At 65.0% G+C, this 15,284-nt stretch carries 18 protein-coding genes; 7 read left to right on the plus strand and 11 right to left on the minus strand.

Annotation, left to right across the window (positions count from 1 at the left end; translation table 11 throughout):
- Window positions 1-116: 116 nt before the first annotated feature.
- The 9 genes from glnA to DBV14_RS09380 form a co-directional block, all read right to left on the minus strand.
- Window positions 117-1,532, minus strand: a complete 1,416-nt coding sequence (glnA, locus tag DBV14_RS09340; protein WP_124458908.1) for a type I glutamate--ammonia ligase — start codon at window positions 1,530-1,532, stop codon at window positions 117-119.
- A gap of 146 nt (window positions 1,533-1,678) precedes the next feature.
- Window positions 1,679-2,479 carry a molybdopterin-binding protein gene (locus tag DBV14_RS09345; protein WP_185545977.1) on the minus strand — a complete coding sequence of 267 codons (801 nt, stop codon included), beginning with the start codon at window positions 2,477-2,479 and terminating at the stop codon, window positions 1,679-1,681.
- Window positions 2,476-3,372: an EI24 domain-containing protein gene (locus DBV14_RS09350; RefSeq protein WP_124458910.1), complete on the minus strand. Its 897-nt coding sequence runs from the start codon at window positions 3,370-3,372 to the stop codon at window positions 2,476-2,478. Before DBV14_RS09350 ends, DBV14_RS09345 begins: the two co-directional genes overlap by 4 nt.
- A 50-nt stretch (window positions 3,373-3,422) precedes the next feature.
- Window positions 3,423-4,397: a sterol desaturase family protein gene (locus tag DBV14_RS09355; protein WP_124458911.1), complete on the minus strand. Its 975-nt coding sequence runs from the start codon at window positions 4,395-4,397 to the stop codon at window positions 3,423-3,425.
- Window positions 4,398-4,406: 9 nt separating this feature from the next.
- Window positions 4,407-5,222 (minus strand): polysaccharide deacetylase family protein, encoded by an 816-nt coding sequence (locus DBV14_RS09360; protein ID WP_124458912.1) that lies wholly within the window; start codon window positions 5,220-5,222, stop codon window positions 4,407-4,409.
- Window positions 5,206-6,222: a beta-propeller fold lactonase family protein gene (locus tag DBV14_RS09365; RefSeq protein WP_124458913.1), complete on the minus strand. Its 1,017-nt coding sequence runs from the start codon at window positions 6,220-6,222 to the stop codon at window positions 5,206-5,208. Before DBV14_RS09365 ends, DBV14_RS09360 begins: the two co-directional genes overlap by 17 nt.
- Window positions 6,223-6,334: 112 nt before the next feature.
- A complete protein-coding gene (locus DBV14_RS09370; protein WP_124458914.1) occupies window positions 6,335-7,087 on the minus strand; it encodes a pseudouridine synthase in 753 nt (250 codons plus the stop codon).
- Window positions 7,088-7,148: 61 nt separating this feature from the next.
- Entirely contained in the window at window positions 7,149-8,885 is a 1,737-nt protein-coding gene (gene ggt / locus DBV14_RS09375; RefSeq protein ID WP_124458915.1) for a gamma-glutamyltransferase, read from the minus strand.
- A 48-nt stretch (window positions 8,886-8,933) separates the two neighbouring features.
- Entirely contained in the window at window positions 8,934-10,529 is a 1,596-nt protein-coding gene (locus DBV14_RS09380; protein ID WP_185545978.1) for a class I SAM-dependent methyltransferase, read from the minus strand.
- 372 nt (window positions 10,530-10,901) lie between these two features.
- On the opposite strand from DBV14_RS09380, the gene DBV14_RS09385 reads away from it, so the two are divergent.
- From DBV14_RS09385 to DBV14_RS09410, 6 genes are all read left to right on the plus strand, one after another.
- The gene (locus DBV14_RS09385) at window positions 10,902-11,177 is read left to right on the plus strand and encodes a hypothetical protein (protein ID WP_124458917.1); all 276 of its coding nucleotides are present in this window, start codon (window positions 10,902-10,904) and stop codon (window positions 11,175-11,177) included.
- 9 nt (window positions 11,178-11,186) lie between these two features.
- Window positions 11,187-11,396 (plus strand): hypothetical protein, encoded by a 210-nt coding sequence (locus tag DBV14_RS09390; protein WP_124458918.1) that lies wholly within the window; start codon window positions 11,187-11,189, stop codon window positions 11,394-11,396.
- Window positions 11,397-11,766: 370 nt separating this feature from the next.
- Entirely contained in the window at window positions 11,767-12,465 is a 699-nt protein-coding gene (locus DBV14_RS09395) for a hypothetical protein (RefSeq protein ID WP_124458919.1), read from the plus strand.
- Complete coding sequence (locus tag DBV14_RS09400) at window positions 12,465-13,004, plus strand: GTPase (RefSeq protein ID WP_124458920.1); 540 nt, start codon at window positions 12,465-12,467, stop codon at window positions 13,002-13,004. The genes DBV14_RS09395 and DBV14_RS09400 overlap by 1 nt, the downstream gene beginning before the upstream one ends.
- Window positions 13,001-13,399, plus strand: coding sequence for a roadblock/LC7 domain-containing protein (locus DBV14_RS09405; RefSeq protein WP_260396885.1), 399 nt, complete (start codon window positions 13,001-13,003; stop codon window positions 13,397-13,399). The genes DBV14_RS09400 and DBV14_RS09405 overlap by 4 nt, the downstream gene beginning before the upstream one ends.
- Window positions 13,400-13,502: 103 nt before the next feature.
- The gene (locus DBV14_RS09410) at window positions 13,503-13,862 is read left to right on the plus strand and encodes a hypothetical protein (RefSeq protein ID WP_124458921.1); all 360 of its coding nucleotides are present in this window, start codon (window positions 13,503-13,505) and stop codon (window positions 13,860-13,862) included.
- Window positions 13,863-13,953: 91 nt separating this feature from the next.
- Here the strand turns inward: DBV14_RS09410 and DBV14_RS09415 are convergent, their stop codons facing one another.
- Both DBV14_RS09415 and DBV14_RS09420 read right to left on the minus strand, forming a co-directional pair.
- Entirely contained in the window at window positions 13,954-14,193 is a 240-nt protein-coding gene (locus DBV14_RS09415) for a hypothetical protein (protein WP_124458922.1), read from the minus strand.
- Between the two features lie 86 nt (window positions 14,194-14,279).
- Complete coding sequence (locus tag DBV14_RS09420) at window positions 14,280-14,510, minus strand: hypothetical protein (protein ID WP_124458923.1); 231 nt, start codon at window positions 14,508-14,510, stop codon at window positions 14,280-14,282.
- 313 nt (window positions 14,511-14,823) lie between these two features.
- On the opposite strand from DBV14_RS09420, the gene DBV14_RS09425 reads away from it, so the two are divergent.
- Complete coding sequence (locus tag DBV14_RS09425; protein WP_260396886.1) at window positions 14,824-15,135, plus strand: DUF2591 domain-containing protein; 312 nt, start codon at window positions 14,824-14,826, stop codon at window positions 15,133-15,135.
- The last annotated feature ends 149 nt before the right edge of the window (window positions 15,136-15,284 follow it).

A 15,284-nucleotide genomic window follows, 5' to 3' on the forward strand; every position in this document is an offset into this window, starting at 1 on the left:
CGCATTTTCATGCAATTCGACGCCACTGGTGACCAGATGTTCCACGCCAAGGAAAAAGGACGGCCAGGGCCGTCCTTTTGTCTTACTTCCCCTTGCGCAGAGGGCTGTTCAGGCGATTACAGCGAGTAGTACATGTCGAACTCGACCGGATGGGTCGCCATGCGGAAACGCGTGACTTCCTGCATCTTGAGCTCGATGTATGCGTCGATGTACGCGTCGGTGAACACGCCACCCTTGGTGAGGAAGGCGCGGTCCTTGTCGAGGTATTCCAGGGCCTGGTCGAGGCTGTGGCACACGGTCGGGATCAGCGCGTCTTCTTCCGGCGGCAGGTGGTACAGGTCCTTGCTGGCGGCTTCGCCCGGATGGATCTTGTTTTCCACGCCGTCGAGGCCGGCCATCAGCAGCGCGGCGAAACCGAGGTACGGGTTCATCAGCGGATCGGGGAAGCGCGCTTCGACGCGGCGGCCCTTCGGGTTGGCCACGAACGGGATGCGGATCGAGGCCGAACGGTTCTTGGCCGAGTAGGCCAGCTTCACCGGGGCTTCGAAGCCGGGCACCAGGCGCTTGTAGCTGTTGGTGCCGGGGTTCGTGATGGCGTTCAGGGCACGGGCGTGCTTGATGATGCCGCCGATGTAGTGCAGGGCGAAGTCCGACAGGCCTGCATAGCCGTCGCCGGCGAACAGGTTCTTGCCGTCTTTCCAGACCGACTGGTGCACGTGCATGCCAGAGCCGTTGTCGCCAACGATGGGCTTGGGCATGAAGGTGGCGGTCTTGCCGTAGGCGTGGGCCACGTTGTGGATCACGTACTTCTGCAGCTGGACCCAGTCGGCGCGCTGCACGAGCGTGCTGAACTTGGTGCCCAGTTCCATCTGGCCGGCGTTGGCCACTTCATGGTGATGCACTTCGACCGGGATGCCGAGCGATTCGAGCACCAGGCACATTTCGGAGCGCATGTCCTGGAAGCTGTCGACCGGGGGAACCGGGAAATAGCCGCCCTTGACCGCCGGACGGTGGCCGGTGTTGCCGTGCTCGTATTCCTTGTCGGTGTTCCACGAGGCTTCTTCGGATTCGATCTTCACGAAACAGCCCGACATGTCGTTCTTCCAGCGAACGCCGTCGAACACGAAGAATTCGGGTTCCGGACCGAAGAAAGCGGTGTCGCCCAGGCCCGAGGCCTTCATGTAGGCTTCGGCGCGCTTGGCGAGCGAACGCGGATCGCGCTCGTAGGCCTTGCCGTCTGCCGGGTCGATCACGTCGCAGGTCAGGATCAGCGTCGTTTCTTCGAAGAAGGGGTCGATGTTGGCGGTGTTCGGGTCGGGCATGAGCTGCATGTCCGAGGCTTCGATTCCCTTCCAACCCGCGATGGACGAGCCGTCGAATGCGTGGCCCGAAATGAATTTGTCTTCATCGAAGTGCGACACGGGCACGGTCACGTGCTGCTCTTTGCCGCGGGTGTCGGTGAAGCGGAAGTCGACGAACTTGACCTCGTTTTCCTTGACGAGCTTGAGTACATCGGCGACGGTCTTTGCCATCAGTTTCTCCTGAGTTGGATGGTGATTGGGAATACAGGGACGAGGGATGCAGTTTCTGTGCCATTGTCACCTCACGCCGCGAGGCTTTGGTGACCACTGCATACGCCAAATGGAGGCGAAATTTCACCAAATTGGTGCGTTAAGTATCAACGCACCAATTCTGGGCCAAGCTTGGCATCAAAGGTGTGCAACCCTTCGAGCAACTGGGCATAGGCGGCATCGAGCCGGCCGGGGTCGCCCTTGACGCCCAGCTCGATGTGGCGGCCGTATTCGGGGTGGTCAACGCTGGGCAGGCTGAACACCTTGATCCCGGCGTGGGTGTCTTCGATGGCCTGCATGAGCGGGGTGAGCGTGGCCTCCATGGCACCGAAAACGATCACGGACTTCTCGGCGACGGCGTTGCGGGTGAACAGGTCGGCATAGCGGCTGTCGAGCACCGATTCGATCATCGGCCAGGCCATGACCGGGAAGCCGGGCACGAAGTGCACGTCCTGCACGCTGAAACCGGGGATCTTGTTGTACGGGTTGTGGATGAGCACGGCGCCTTGCGGAAACACGCCCATGTTGAGCCGGTGCACGTTGTCGGACCGGTCGGGCTCGTAGGGCACGCCCTGCTCGCGCGCCGTGTCCTGCATGCGCTCGCGGATCAGCAGCTCGGCCTCCGGGTGCAGGGCCAGCGGCACGCGCAGCGCCTTGGCGGCGCATTGGCGGGTGTGATCGTCGGGCGTGGCGCCGATGCCGCCGGTGGAGAACACGATATCGCCGGAAGCAAAAGCCCGCTCGAGCGCGGCGGTGATGCGCGCGGGCTCGTCGCCGACGTATTCGGCCCAGCCGAGTTGCAGGCCGCGCGCGGCGAGCAGCTCGATGACCTTGGCCATGTGCTTGTCGGCCCGCTTGCCGGAGAGGATCTCGTCGCCGACGACGATGAGACCGAATGCGCGTGTCATGGTGAACCCCATTGAGAAAGAGCGGCCTTGTTGGCTTCCAAGACCTCGATGGCCGCGGTGCCGCCGGCGCCACTGGCGGCCGAAGCCTCGGCCACCGCGCGCTGGGCTCGCAGTTGCCCGAGCGCGTCGAGGCAGTAGTGGGCGAACCAGAGCGCCGAAAAGGCAAAAACCAGTGTGTAGATCCAGATGGCGATCGGCACCAGCACGAAGAAGGCGGCGGCGAACAGCAGGCCCGAGGCCCACACGATGCTCGGCGCGGCGCCCAGGTAGCCGCACAGCACGCCGATCAGCAGCAGTGGCAGCCGGTGCGCGCGCAGCAGCGCGGCGCGTTCTTCAGGGCTGGCGTGCTCGGCCAGCGCGTCGAAGCTCATCACGCGGTAGGTGAGCCAGCCCCAGATCAGCGGCGGGAGAATGAGCACCAGCGGCGGAATGAGCCACAGCGGCATCGAGACCACGAGGGCGATCATCGCGAGGATGGTGACGCCGAGCGAGCGGGCCACGCTGCCGATGAACGAAGCGCCCTTCTTCTGCTCGAGCGAGGGAAAGCGCCGCTCGGCCACCAGCTTGGTGAGCGCCGGCGCCATGAAGCCGGCCACGATCAGAAGGGAGAGCACCACGACCAGCGGCGTGGCGGCAAACACCACCACCAGCGGCGCCAGCAAGGCCGTGACGTCGCTGGAGAACAGCCGACCGATCCAGGCCCAGAAGCTGGCCAGCAGCGGCCAGGCATCGAGTGCGCCGCGCGTCCAGACCACGGCCGCGTCCCAATAGAAGTACCCGAGCACCGAGGCCAGCAGGACCATCAGGCCCAACGGCAGCAGCGACAGCACGATCACGCGCGGCAGCATGCAGTAGGCGACCGCGCGCCAGAAGGAGTCGAGGAGCAGGCGCATGAGGGTGCGAGGATAACGCCTCGGCCCGGGTTTTCAGGGGCCTGTGGCCCTCAACCGCGACCGACCATTCGCTTCAAGCCCAGCCACTGCTGCGCCCAGAAGCCGCGCCCGTACTCGCGCACACGGCCATCGGCGCCGGGCTCGACCTGGTCACGGATGCCCGTCGGGTCGTAGCGGGCTTCGAAGTTGGCGGTGCCGAACATCATGTCCCACCACGGCAGCAGCACGCCGAAGTTGTGGCCGCCCAGCGTGCTCTTGCCGTTCGACTCGTGGCCCAGCCCGATGCTGTGGTGCAGCCGGTGAAAGCGCGGGCTGATCCACAGCCGCTCGCCGATGGCGCCGAAGCTCAGGCGCAGGTTGGCGTGCTGCAGGCTCTCGCTGAGCTGGGTGAAGGCCACGAAAGCGATGAACTGCCCCGGCGCCACGCCGATCAGTTGCGCCACGATGACGATGAGCGTGTCGTGGACGATGTCGTCGAGCAGGTGGTTGCGGTCGTCGCTCCACATCGTCATCTGGCGCTGCGAGTGGTGCAGCGAATGCAGGCCCCACCACCAGTTGAACTGGTGCTGGCCGCGATGGATCCAGTAGCCGACGAAGTCGAGCACCACGAGGTAGATGGCAAAGGCGACCACCGGCACGTCGGTCACGCCGGGCCAGACTTCATCGAGGTGGAAGGTGCCCCAGCCGGCCGTACGCAGGCTGCCCAGTGCGTCGTCGAAGAAGGGCTGCAGCGTGAAGAACAGCGCCAGCCGGAACAGGCCGAGCCGGTGGATCAGCGTGTACAGCACGTCGATGCGGATGGCGTGGCGGTCGACCACCGGCTCCACCGAGCGCCAACGCTGCAGCGGACCGATGACCGCGATCAGCACCACGATCTGGATCAGTCCGACCAGCAGCCAGCCGGTGGCGTCGAAGGCGTCTTCGGTCCAGCCGCCCAGGCCGACGGCATAGACCAGCGGCTGCACGGCGGTCTCGAAGAACCAGCCCTGCAGTGCGGAAAAAAGGTCAGTCAGCCAATCGATCACGGCGCGAACTCAGGGGTGGGATGCGATCCAGGCGCGGTAGTCCGGGTGCTGGCGCAGCGTTTGAAAACAGAAGCCCTTGGCCTTCAGGCCGACGATGAGCGGCTCGAGGTTGGCCGGCGCCCAAGGGTCCTTGCGCGACCAGATGCCCAGGTGCGCAAGAAGAATGTCGCCGGGGCGGATGGTGTCGAGCGCTTGCGTGAGCAGCTTCGCGTTGCTGAATTTCTCGCTCGGCAACTCGTCGCCCAGGAAGCCGGCGGGCGCCCAGCCCACCTGCTCGTAGCCGCAGGCCTTGGCGGACGCCAACAGTTGCGGCGAGGTCTTGCCACCCGGCGCGCGGTACAGCGGCAATGGCTTCTTGCCGGTGATGAGCGCCAGCCGCTCGGACGACTTGCGGATGTTGGCGCAGTACTCGGCCGCGCTCCAGACGGATTCTTTTCCGTTCTGCGGACCAGCCGACGGCTTGATGCGAAAGCTGGGCGGCGTGCCCTTGATGTCGCCGCGCCAGTAGGCGTGGTCGTAGGTGTGCGAGCCGAATTCGTTGCCTTCGGCCGCCCTCGCCTTCCACCACGGCGCCCAGTGGTCGTCCAGGCTGTCGCCGTCGGTCTGGGTGCGCTCGGCGGCGGCAAAGAAAGTGACGCGAACGTCTTGCCGCTTGAGCACGTCGGCCACCAGCGGGGCGATGCCCATGTGGCCGGTGTCGAAGGTCAGGTAGACCGGTTTTTCGCAGGAGGCACCAGCACCTTGCGCCGCCCAGGCGCCGGGAACCATGGTTCCGGCCAGCAGCAGCGCGAAGGCCGCTCCAGCGCGCCTACGTACGCTTGCCATGGTCCAGCGTCCAGACGCCGTGCGGCGAGCGGCCGACATTGACCTGCCGCACCACCTTCTGGCTGGCCAGGTCGACCACCGTGAGCTTCTTGGCCCAGCGCGAGGTGACGTACAGCGTCTTGCCGTCGGCCGACACGTCCATGCAGTCGGGGCCGCCCGGTACCGCGTAGTTGGCGACGACCTTCAGCGTCGCCAGGTCGATGCGGCTGATGGTGTTGGCGACGCGGTTGCTCACGAACACGGTCTTGCCGTCGCCCGCCGAGCGGAAAGCGTGGGCGCCCTTGCCGGTGGGAATCTTGCCGACCAGCTTGGGCTGCGCGCCGGCCACGTCGAACACCTGCACGCCGTCGCCGCCGGTCAGGCCGACCAGCAGCGTCTTGTCGTTGTGCGTACCGAAGATGTCAGCCGGCATGGTGCCGGTGGCGGTGCGCCACTTGACGGTCTGCGTGGGCAGGTCGACGGCGATCATTTCATCGCTGTCCTGCATGGTCACGTAGGCGATGGTGCTGGTGTTGTCGATCCAGATGTGGCTGGGCGTCTTGCCGGTGGCGATGCGCTTGGCGAGCTTCAGGTCCTTGCCATCCCAGCGGTAGACGTCGACGTGGTTCAGGCGGTTGCCCGCGGTGACGAACCACTTCATGTCGCGCGAGAACTGCAGCTGGTACGGATCGATGATGCCGTACACCACGCGCTGCACTTCCGCCGTCTTGGGGTTCAGAAAGGTCAGCGAGTCGCCCGCCGAATTGGCCACGATGACCGACTTTTCGTCGGGCGTCATGTAGATGTGGTGCGGCTCCTTGCCGGTGGCAATGCGCTGTTTTTCCGTCCAGTCGACCGGGTTGATCACGCTCACGCTGGCGTCCAGCGAGTTGAGCACGAAGATCGGAGGGGGATCGGACGGCGCGGCGGTGGCGGGGGGTGCCGCCAGGGTTGCGAGCGCCGTCAGGCAGGAAAGCAGGAAGGCCGCGATGCGGCCGTTCGGTCGGGCAGGAAGTCGCAAGGGAAGGTTCCGAGAGAGAGCTGACGATCTTAACGGCCATGCATTAAGGCTGGCTGACCGCGGCGGCTGCCTTTCTACGACCTTTGTGCGACCTTTCTGCGCCCTCTCGCCACTATTGGGACGGCTTGGCGGGCTTGGCGGCCGGTGCGCGCAGCGCCGCAACCTCGTCGGCGGTCAGCCAGCGCCATTGCCCCGGCGCCAGGCCTTCGGGCAGCACGAGCCCTCCGATGCGGGAGCGGTGCAGCCCCTCGACCCGGTTGCCGACCGCGGCCAGCATGCGCTTGACCTGGTGGTACTTGCCCTCGGTCAGCGTGAGCCGCAGGTGCAGCGGGCTGTCGGACTCGCAGGCGGCCGCGCGCACCGGCTTCGGGTCGTCGTCGAGCACCACGCCGGCCAGCAACTTGGCAATCTGCGCCTCGTCGATCTCGTGCTTGGCCGTGACCTCGTAGACCTTGGGCACGTGGTGCTTGGGCGAGCCCATCTTGTGTATGAACTGGCCGTCGTCGGTCAGCAGCAGCAGGCCGGTGGTGTCCTGGTCGAGCCGGCCGATGGCCTGCACGCCCTGAACCGCGCCCTTGTTGGGCCGAAGCCGCAGCGGCGAAGGCAGCAGCGTGTAGATGCTCGGGTAGGTCGAGGGCTTCTGCGAGCACTCGGTGCCGGCCGGCTTGTGCAGCATCAGGTAGGCCTTCTCGTGGTACGCCCACCCGGTGCCCTGGACGGTGAAAAGCAGGCCTTCGGGGTCGAGCTCTTCGAAGGGGTCGTCGACCACGGCGCCCGCGATGGTCACGTGGCCTTGCTGGACCAGGCCGGCGCACACGCGCCGCGTGCCGAAGCCCTGGGTATAGAGGATGTCTTGCAGATGCATGGGAAATGAAAAAAGCGGCCGCGCCGACAGGGGCACGACCGCCTTCGAGTTTGCCGCAGGTTCAGTAGCCCGCAGCCAGGCCGGTGTTGCGGCGGGGGTCGTTGGCGCCGTAGAAGCGGTTGGCACCGACCGGCTTGCCGCCCAGGGACGGCGCGCCGACGATGATCGCCGCGAGGTGGTTGGCCGGCTGCGGCACGCCCAGGTTGTGGCCCATGTCGGTCAGGATCTTGCGGGTGTCGGGGCTGATCGCGAAGGTCTCGACGTTGGTAACATCGGGCAGCCATTGCTGGTGGAAGCGGGGCGCATCGACGGCTTCCTGCACGTTCATGCCGTAGTCGACCACGTTCAGGATGGTGTGCAGCACAGCCGTGATGATGCGGCTGCCGCCGGGCGTGCCGACCACGAACACCGGCTTGCCGTCCTTCGACACGATGGTCGGGCTCATCGAGCTCAGCGGGCGCTTGCCCGGGGCGATGGCATTGGCCTCGCCCTGCACCAGCCCGTACATGTTGGGCACGCCGATCTTCGAGGTGAAGTCGTCCATCTCGTTGTTCAGCAGCACGCCGGTCTTGGCGGCCGTGACCTTGGCGCCGAACCAGTCGTTCAGCGTGTAGGTCACCGAGACAGCGTTGCCCCACTGGTCGGTGATCGAATAGTGGGTGGTGTTGCTGCCTTCATGCGGCGCCACGCCGGGCTTGATGTCCTTCGAAACGCCGGCCTTCTTGGGGTCGATGGCGGCGCGGATCTTCTCGGCATAGCCCTTGTCGAGCAGGCGGTCGAGCGGGTTCTTCACGAAGTCGGGGTCGCCCAGGTAGCTGTTGCGGTCCACGTAGGCGTGGCGCATGGCTTCGATCTGGTAGTGCACCGACTGGGCCGAACGGAAGCCCAGGTCCTTGAGCGGGTAGCCCTCGAGGATGTTGAGCATTTCGCAGATGATCACGCCGCCCGAGCTGGGCGGGGGTGCCGACACCACGCGGTAGCCGCGGTAGTCGCACTCGACCGGCGCGAGTTCGCGGGTCTTGTACTGGTCGAGGTCGGCCTGCGTGATGATGCCCTTGCCGGCCTGGCTCGATGCCACGATGGCATTGCCGACCCAGCCCTTGTAGAAGCCGTCGGGGCCCTTGGCGCTGATCTCCCTCAGCGTTTTCGCGAGGTCTTTCTGCACCAGCTTCTGGCCGACCGCGAAGGGCTCGCCCTTGTTCAAAAAGATGGCGCCGGAGACCGGGTCTTTCTTGAAGTCGGCGGTGGCCGTGAGCAGCATGTCGATGTCGCCCTGCTCCAGCGCGAAGCCCTTGTCGGCCAGCTGGATCGACGGCGCGATCAGGTCGGCGCGCTTCATGGTGCCGTACTTTTCGCGTGCGTATTCCATGCCCGACACCGAGCCCGGCACGCCGACGGCCAGGTGGCCGTTGGTGCTCAGGCCCTTGACGACGTTGCCGTCCTTGTCGAGGTACATGTTGGCCGTGGCGGCCAGCGGTGCTTTTTCGCGGAAGTCGAGAAAGGTCTTGCGGCCGTCGGCCAGCTGCACGGTCATGAAGCCGCCGCCGCCCAGGTTGCCCGCGGCCGGGTAGACCACGGCCAGCGCATAGCCCACGGCCACGGCCGCATCAACGGCGTTGCCGCCGCGCTTGAGCACGTCGACGCCAACCTTGCTGGCCAGATGCTGCGCGCTCACGACCATGCCGTGCTCGGCCGCGACCGGTGCCTGCGACGCGGCATTCGACGCGCCGGCGGCTGCCAGCGCGAGCACCGCCGCAACGGCTGCGCGCAGTTTGGGAGTCCAGTGGATTTGTTGCATGTTGAAGTCTCCTCTGTAGGTTCGATGGCGAATGAATGAGACGGGGGGTCAGGCCGTGAGCAATGCCTTGCGTCGCAAGGCATCCAGCGCCAGCGCGACCTGCTGCTGGGCGAATTCTTTCACTGTCGACGGATCGGTCAATGGCTTGTCGTCTTTCATGAAACGCAGGCGGTCGCCATGCACTTCCGCCGCCAGGTGTTCGGCCAGCGCCTCGTGCGAGTGGGTGCCGTCGAGCAGTGGCAGCAGGCTTCGCTCGAGCAGCGTGAGCCCGACGGACTCGTGCCACTGGTTGCAGGCACTGGCCGTAGCGCCAGCCCCCAGCGCCAGACCAGGCGCAACGCGCACCGCGGTCAACGCTTGCGGCAAGCCGGAGACCGCTGTTGCGGTGGGCACCGGGGTGCGCCGGATGCGCAGCGCACCGAGAATCAGCAACTCTTCGAGCATGGCCATCACGGCCGCGTCGATCTCGGCGACCGGCCGGTTCACGAGCTTGGCAGCCGCGGCAATCAGCGCATCGGCGGGCATCGATGCCGGATAGCTGGCGCCGAGCAGGTGCGCCACGGCCTTGTGCACGGGCAACCGCAGCGTGACGCTCAGGCCACGAATTGCACGGCAAGGCTGCTCGCGGGCATCGAGCGCGAGCGCTGCGCCATCTTCGGACGCAAAGCTGCCGGCGAACTCCAGCGCACGGATGCGCGCGGGGTCGAGGCGGTAGCGGATGTCCCGGGCATTCGGCTGCTTGACCAGCAGCGTCTGGCGAAAAGTGCGGTTGACCAGGAAGTCGAGGTACTGCTCCATCATGACCTGGCTGCCACCGCATTCGCGCAGCAGCGGGTCGCGCACCTTCTCGCCGTAGTTCTGCACGAACATGGTCGACGGCTCCGCATCGCAGAGGTAGGCAAGGCCATGTGCGTCAGCGCGGGCGACGAATTCCTTGAAGTAGCACGGTGCGTTGAAGGGCTCCAGAAACTCGTGCAGAAGGTACGAGTGGTTGGCGCCGCGCACGATCGGCATGGCTTCATCGAGCGCCTTCTTCAACACGCTGTCGGGACGGGCCGACTGCTCCAGGAATTCGAGCATGCCGCGGGCATACGAGAGCTTTTCGTCCGGCGTGTCGCGCGGGCCGCCGCGCAGGATCATCGCGTCGCGCACGATCTCGCGCGCCTTCCAGCCGGGGTACACGTTGTAGCTGACGTAGGCCACGCCGTTCGGGGCCAGGTTCTCGGAGCAGATGCGCAGGATCGCGTCCTGCACCGGGCCGGGCACCCAGCTGTAGACGCCGTGGCAGACGATGTAGTCGAACTGGCCGAACGAGGCGTCGATGCCCGCGATGTCGAAAGCCTTCAGCTCGATGTTCGAGAGCCCCGCGCGACCGATGACTTCCACGCCTTGCGCGACCTGCACCGTCGAGAGATCGACCCCCAGCGCGCGTGACTCGGGGTGGCGCGCCGCAAAGGGAATCAGGTTGCCGCCGGCCGCGCAGCCGAGTTCCAGTACCCGGGCCGAAGCCGGGGCCGGGGCGTCGAGCCCGAACAGGAATGCCAGCGCTTCCAGGTGCTCCATCGCCGACTGCGGGAACGGGTGCGAGTCGTAGGGCACCGCGTCGTAATAGCTCGTCAGCGTGGAGGTCAGGGAATCCGGCACGAGCATCCTTTTTCGGGTCGAGACAGGCGGCAAAAGCGCTTTGAAAAACGCTCTTGCGCCTTGTGTTCTGAGCTGGGAACGGGTGCGCCGCGACAGCGCTGGCCGACTATAGCCCTGCGATCGGGCAAAAAAAAAGCCCAACCGCGGGGTTGGGCTTGAAAAGCCTTGCTGCTGGCAAATGCATCAAGGTCCCCGCACAGGTTGACCAGCGGGGGACGGCAGACCCGTCAAGGAGAAACCGGGAACCGGTGCGAACACCGGTGGAAAAGAGAACCGACCCGCATCGCGGGCTGCAATCCGGGGATGGTTGTCATGTGTTCCATGGGCACAGTTTACTGTATATTTGTACAGTCATTCACCAAAGGATGTCCCATGTCCCTGAACGAAGAAGCGGCCACCTCTCGCAACCACGCGCTGGCGGAAGCCCTGGCCTGGATCTCCAAATTCGCGCACGCGTGGAAAGCCATCGAACCCGCGCCCCGGAGCCTCAGCATCGACGGCTTCATCATCTGGGGACCGGTGCTCTACGAGAAACACAAAGGCGAAGATCCGGTGCAACTGGCGCGGCAGATGTTCGGCCAATCCGGCAGCTACGCGAAGTACCTGTACCCGGGCCGCGAGCCCCGCCCTGTCGACACGGCGTCTTAGAATGGCCCGATGAATTGGCGCACCCTCTTTCCCCTCGCTTTCGCTTTGGTCATCGCTGGCTGCTCGACCGCTCCCAACGAGATCACGCAGGTTCGAGAGGGCGTGCTGCGCGCCGTCACCTACGTCCAGGCTGCCGACTACTGCGACGCTCGGAGCATGACGCCCCGATGGCTCGGCAAGGCGCCTGCGGAACAGGGTGTCCTGTTCCAGTGCTACTGACCTGCTGACGCACCTCGTCTCCGGACAGCAACCGAAAACGGTTGCCTGACGGTTGGAGACACGCAGCGCCGCACATGGCGCTGACGCCATTCCCCTTGCCCATCGCCCCGGACACATTCGCATGTCTGGCGCGCAGCCCTGCCGGCAGAATTTCGAGCCCCAAAAACGCGCCGCTGAGGCTGGACAGCAGCCTGCACGCAAGCATTCACGTGGTTTGTGAATTACTGCCGCGCGACGGCGCTTCAGCGGTACCACATTGATACAAAAACTTGGTGTTTACCCCATAAACTAACTTTTGTTTTCATTTTGACAAGGTCTGCGGCGAAGAGACGCGATAGCGCTCCGAACTGTTGGAACGTCCTTCCAAACCATGCGTTCGCACACGGCTACTTTCAACGCGGCATTGCTCTCACCTGCAGTGCGTGAGCGCTTCCAGACCCTGTTTTCGGTGGCCGAGCGCAAGTCGGTTCTGGCTTGGCAGGAAGCGCCTTTGCCGCGTGCGGAAGTGGTGATCTGCGACAGCGACCTGCAGGATTTGCCGACCGAAGGCTCTTCCTGCACCGTGTTCGTCGGCACGGCCGTCGCCTCCACCCAACCCGCGGCCACCAGCGCCACGCGGCGTTTTCAGTTGATGCCGGACTTCACGGTTGGCCAGTTGCTCGACACGCTCGACCGCGCCGCCGTCTGGTTGCTCGAAGTGCGCAACCAGAAGCGCATGCAACGCGCACAGGATGCCGAGTTGCCGTCGTCGAGCTACCAATTGCGACGCTGGGTCACGCTTCCGGCCGAGTTGTCGACACCGGGCTACATCCGTGCAATGGCGTTGCTCACGCGCGAACCCATGTCGATGGAGCGCCTGTGCAACCACAGCGGATTGCTGGGCTGGCAGGCCCACGAGCTGCTGGCCGAGCTCAAGCGCCTGGACGTGTTGAGCGTGACCGGTGCGCCGCCCCGTCGCCCCTCCGGCCAAGCAACGGCATCGAACGCCAACTCTCGCGATCGCGGCGGCTTCTTCTCCAAACTCTCGCGCTGGTTGCGGCAAAGCGTCTCCGAAGCAGGGAGCCGCTGATGTCCGTCCACTTGCGCGTTGCGCTCATGGGCCCCATGGGCATCGGAAAGACGACCGCCATCCGCACCGTGTGCGGCGACCTCGCAGTCGACTGCGACGTGCCCAACCTCGACACCGCCACCCACGCCAAGGCGACCACGACCGTCGGCGCCGATTTCGGCGAAGTGGACCTGGGCGATGGCGACAAGCTGCAGATCTACGGCTGCCCTGGCCAGGAACGCTTCAACTTCGTCCGGCAATGGGTGCTGTCGTCGTCGGCTGGCGTATTCGTCATGACCGATCTGCACGAGCCCGACGCGGTGACGGAAACTGCGCGCCTGCTGGCCGAAGTGGCCAGTTGCCCATCGTCACCGCTGGCCGCTGTGCTGGTGTCGCGCCCCGCCACCCATGCGCAGATCGACGCCTTCGCGGCAGCGCTGATGCAAAGAGGCGCCGGCCTCGTGCCGGTGCTGCAGGCCGATGTCAGGGACCGGCAGCAAATGCTCGACATGCTCCAGGTGCTGGCTTCGATGCTGTCGTTGAAGGATGAAACCGTTTGAAGTTCAGATCACCCCAACTGCCCGCGCACGTCGTGCTGGGCGCACAAACCGCGCTCGATGAACTGGCCGCACCGCTGGCTGGCCTGCGGACCGCCCTGGTGGTCACGCCTGACGGATTCGAGATTGCGCAAATTCAGCGCAGCAGCCTGAACATCGCCAAGCTCGCGGCCATGACCAGTTCGCTGATGGCCATGGCGCGCGCCGTGGGCGGCGAGCTCGCTTTCACCGATTGCCGGCGCCTGGTGTTCGACGCGGAGCAAGGCACAGTGGTCGTGCAGCCCGTGGCTGCCGCGTTTCCGAGCCTGCTGTGCTTCGTGCTGGGCCCCGACGCCACCCTTGGCCGGGCGCTGTGGACCATGGGCGAGGTCGTTACCGCGCTGCGCAAGGTCGGCTGATTCATACACGCATATACATGTATGTCCGCAGCGCCGCTCGTTAGGCCGGGCTGCGGGCCTTTTTCTGCCAACGACACTTTTCTCAAACGGATTGGACTGCTACATGGCTAATTTGAACGACTCCCTCGCGCAACTGCAGAACATCGACGGCGCACTGACCGCCGCGGTGGTCGACAGCTCCAGCGGCATGGTGCTGGGCAGCGTCGGCTCGGGCGTCGACATCGAACTCGCGGCAGCGGGCAACACCGAGGTCGTGCGCGCGAAGCTCGCGACCATGAAGTCGCTCAACCTCAACGACCAGATCGACGACATCCTGATCACGCTGGGCAAGCAGTACCACATCATCCGCCCGGTCGCGAAGAAGGAAGGCCTGTTCATCTACATCGTGCTGGACAAGGCCCGCGCCAACCTCGCACTGTCGCGCCGCAAGGTGCAGGACGTCGAGCTGGTGCTCGAGGTCTGAATCAGGCCATGTGAATGTGAATCCGGAGCCGCCCGCGGGGCGGCTTTTTCATGCCTGCTCGATGCCTGGCTCGCCAGGACCGGCAGGTTATTTATCTGGACTGCTTTTCGGGAACGATCTCGGCGGCGGACGGCGAGAACATGCCGTGCCTCAGGGTCCAGATACAAGCGCCCAGGCGAAGCAGCTTTTCCACCCTGCTGTCGTAGAGCTCACTTTCGGCGTCCTCTTGCTCGATCAGGTCGGCGATGCAGGCAAAGGCATCCGCGGGCGTGAAGCCGAGGCCCGAACGCGCCATTTCGATGGTTGTCGCCAGAACCTCGGTTTTCTTCATGTCGGGCATTCCAGGTCAATGCTGTTTCATTCCTTGCGCCGGAGATGGCGAAAGACCCGGCACACCCTGATGATTGATCGATTCGATCAGCCGCGTGGTCCGGAAACCCACTCCCTGACGAAGTGATAGGCACGGATGCGCGCACGTTCGAAGGCACCGTCCCAGGTCAGCTGCTGCGTGATCACGAGCGCGCATTTCTGGACGCCGCTCAGGCTCAGCTTGGCGACCCCAGCGTAGGAGCCGTGGAGTGTACGAACGATTTCGAAATCCGCGGTCCAGCCGTCGGGCAATTCAAAGGCGTGTGAAGGTGCTTGCATGATGCAGCAAGGTTAAGCCGGGTGGCCCTGCTGCACATAGGAACTACTACACAGGTATTAACAATGTTTCGAGAATGTTAGCAACGGGGAGGGGCGGCTCTCAAAGCGTGCTCAAGACGCGACGACCGCTTGCGGCGCGCGAGCAGCGTGCGTTCATTTGCCGTAGTCGGGTGCGCAGTGCTCAAGTCGTTGCAGCTGATAACCAGATGCGAGTTTCACGCCGGTGACTATGACTCTGGTGCGCTGAGGGTTAACGCAACCTCCCTGCAATGTCCAACGTGACAATGCCCGGTTTTCCGTCCAGCAGAAGACCGTGATAACAAAAACCTCTGCCCTCTCCGGCGCGTTGCTCGACTACTGGGTCGCAAAGGCCGAGAACCGCCCATCCGAAACCGAATTCGCACCGTCCTCGAACTGGGGGCATGGCGGCCCCATCCTGGAACGGGAAGGCATTCACGTTGCCCCCATGCCCGCAAGAAATGGGACCTGGTGCGCAATCTCTCTTGGCAAGCTGCAGGAGCGGCCCGGCGGAATTCGAGGCACTTGGGTAGAAGGTCCAACGCTCCTGGTGGCAGGAATGCGGGCCTACGTGGCAGCGAAGTTCGGCCCCACGGTCGACGCCTGACTGGCGTTTCGCCGCAGGCGAGCAACAGCGCGAGCAAGCAATGCTTTGCGCCGGGGGGCTGAATTCGCCCATCATGATTAGGCGCGCTGCAGGTCACTCAGCCCCCGGGACCTCGCCGGCCCAGCTGTCTTTCGCCCGGAAACCGAGCG

This window comes from Variovorax sp. KBW07 (genome assembly GCF_003852515.1).
Classification (GTDB): Bacteria; Pseudomonadota; Gammaproteobacteria; order Burkholderiales; family Burkholderiaceae_C; genus Variovorax.